Origin of the sequence: thiotrophic endosymbiont of Bathymodiolus puteoserpentis (Logatchev), assembly GCF_900127505.1 — a bacterium.
Classification (GTDB): domain Bacteria; phylum Pseudomonadota; class Gammaproteobacteria; order PS1; family Pseudothioglobaceae; genus Thiodubiliella.
This window is the reverse complement of record NZ_UEXF01000001.1, coordinates 1-2,100: the sequence shown is the minus strand read 5'-3', so window position 1 is coordinate 2,100 and position 2,100 is coordinate 1. Positions and strand designations below refer to the sequence as shown.

Here is a 2,100-nt window from a genome sequence, read left to right as displayed (position 1 = left end):
TTGCAAAGGCTGATTATTATGCCGAAATCGCTGAAACCGCTATTGAAAATGCCGATAAAGACGCTCGAGCTGCCGAAGTCGCTGTTGCAAATGCCAATGAAACTGCTCAAGTTGCTAAACGCGACGGAGATGCTGACGCTATTGCAAAGGCTGATTATTATGCCAAAATTGCCAAAGACGCTATTGTAAAAGCTGATGCTTCTGCTGAAATTGCCGAAAGTGCTATTGAAAATGCCAATGAAACTGCTCAAGTTGCTAAAAGTGCTATTGTAAAAGCTGATGCTTCTGCTGAAATTGCCGAAAGTGCTATTGAAGATGCTAATGAAGCTGCTCAAATTGCTAAAAGTATCATTGAAAATGCCAATAAAACTGCTCAAATCGCTGACGATGCTGATGCTACTGACACTGCTCAAATCACTGACGATATTGTTGATGTTGTCGATGCTATTGACGATGCTATTGACACTCAAGAAGATTCAGGTACTATACATAAACTAGATGAAGTTACCGGCACAAGTGATAAAGGCAATGGTAGTAATTACTTTTACTTTGGCAAAGACACTGGAAAAGGAATCAACTTTACTGATGTTTTTATCAGCAATGATATTGATGATATCTTGATTGTTCAATATACAGAAGGAACTCAGTATATTGACGAACCACATGCTAATGGATTTTTAGGGAATGCTACTTTGGAAAAAGTCCCAACAACTTTAACAACTGATCTCGAGCTAGCACCTGTTGAATTTTTCGAGCCAGCACCTGTTAAATTTTGTGGAAATTCTTATGTACATATGGATGTTTATGTGGATATGGATGTGCAAGACTTAACTATTCTATAGTAATTAACTAGCTTTAGAGCTCCTAAAAACCCCGGTACAATTTATGAAGCGCATAAATTGTACCGGGGTTTTTTGGTATCTGTAGATGTCATATTTCACCATGCAAAACTACCCACTAAAAATTAAAACGAGACCCCTGCATTAGCCCCAGTATGATTTAGGAAATACAATTAAGCAAATTTTCATCAATGCCGTCAATGATAAGTTTTTGTTTTTTTTCAACCAGTGTCATGCGATTTTTTTGTCTCAAATCACAAGCATTTAAAGTGAGCTGTGAATTATGATCTAACGCTTGATTTAAAATGTTTTTCACTTTTTGATCTACTTCTAATGCCTCGTAAAGACAATATTTTTTTTATTAGTAATATGTATTAAGTGCTGTGCAACAATACCTTGTAGTGATTGAACTAACAACTCATCACCTTGGTCGTTTAAAAAAGCCCATAGTCTTGATATTGCTTCTTTAATGCTAGATGCGTGTAGCGTAGCTAGTACTCTATGACCATTGAGACCCGCTCTGACTGCCTCCAATGCTGTTTCAGTGTCTCTAATCTCACCAATAACGATTGTTGTTGGATTTACCCTAACTGCATCAACAAGCCCCGTCTTAAAATCTTTAACTTTTGTTCCAACCTCCCTTTGAAAAATCGTATCCTTGTGGTGTAAGTACTCAACAGGATCTTCAATGGTGATTGTTACACCCAGTTCACCACTATTTAATAAACTGAGACCTTTGCATAACCCAACCAAAAAACCACCAATCTGATAAAACAACACCCATCTAAAACACCCATAAAACACCCAAAATATCTTAGAAAAACACCCAACAAAATTCATTTGCAGATTCTCTTGTTATTGAACATAAATCTCTATCAGAACTAGACGATGTGCATAACATCATTAACTGGGGCGAGATAGAACAAACACTATCAAATCTTTATACCTCCAAAACAGGTGCAAGCGCCTATCCACCCATAATGATGTTTAAAATCCTAATTCTTCAGGCTTGGTATGCGCTTAGCGATGAAGCCTTAGAAAAACAAATTGCTAGAGATTTAATGTTCAGACGCTTCATTGATTTAAGTTTAAGCGAAGCAGTGCCAGACCATTCCACCATTTGGCGTTTTAGACAATTACTCAATACTGAAAATTTGCTAGAAGCACTACTAGAACAAATCAATCATCATTTAGAACAAAACAGTATTATTGTTTCTCTAGGTTCAATCAACATTATTGATGCCACCGTCATTGAAGCTAA

4 protein-coding genes are annotated in these 2,100 nt (G+C 36.9%); 2 read left to right on the top strand and 2 right to left on the bottom strand.

Translation table 11 applies throughout. From position 1 onward, the window contains the following. Positions 1–842: cell envelope integrity TolA family protein (locus BHECKSOX2_RS00020; protein ID WP_483444631.1), on the top strand; the 842-nt coding region annotated here is incomplete at its 5' end. A 157-nt stretch (positions 843–999) separates the two neighbouring features. Here the strand turns inward: BHECKSOX2_RS00020 and BHECKSOX2_RS00015 are convergent. Continuing rightward, positions 1,000–1,155 (bottom strand): hypothetical protein, encoded by a 156-nt coding sequence (locus BHECKSOX2_RS00015; protein WP_180323579.1) that lies wholly within the window; start codon positions 1,153–1,155, stop codon positions 1,000–1,002. A gap of 14 nt (positions 1,156–1,169) precedes the next feature. Then, positions 1,170–1,679, bottom strand: coding sequence for an ATPase, T2SS/T4P/T4SS family (locus BHECKSOX2_RS00010; RefSeq protein ID WP_139681945.1), 510 nt, complete (start codon positions 1,677–1,679; stop codon positions 1,170–1,172). 17 nt (positions 1,680–1,696) lie between these two features. Between BHECKSOX2_RS00010 and BHECKSOX2_RS00005 the strand changes: the two genes are divergently transcribed. Further along, positions 1,697–2,100, top strand: a 404-nt coding sequence (locus BHECKSOX2_RS00005; protein ID WP_425356601.1) for a transposase, incomplete at its 3' end; no start/stop codon positions are given.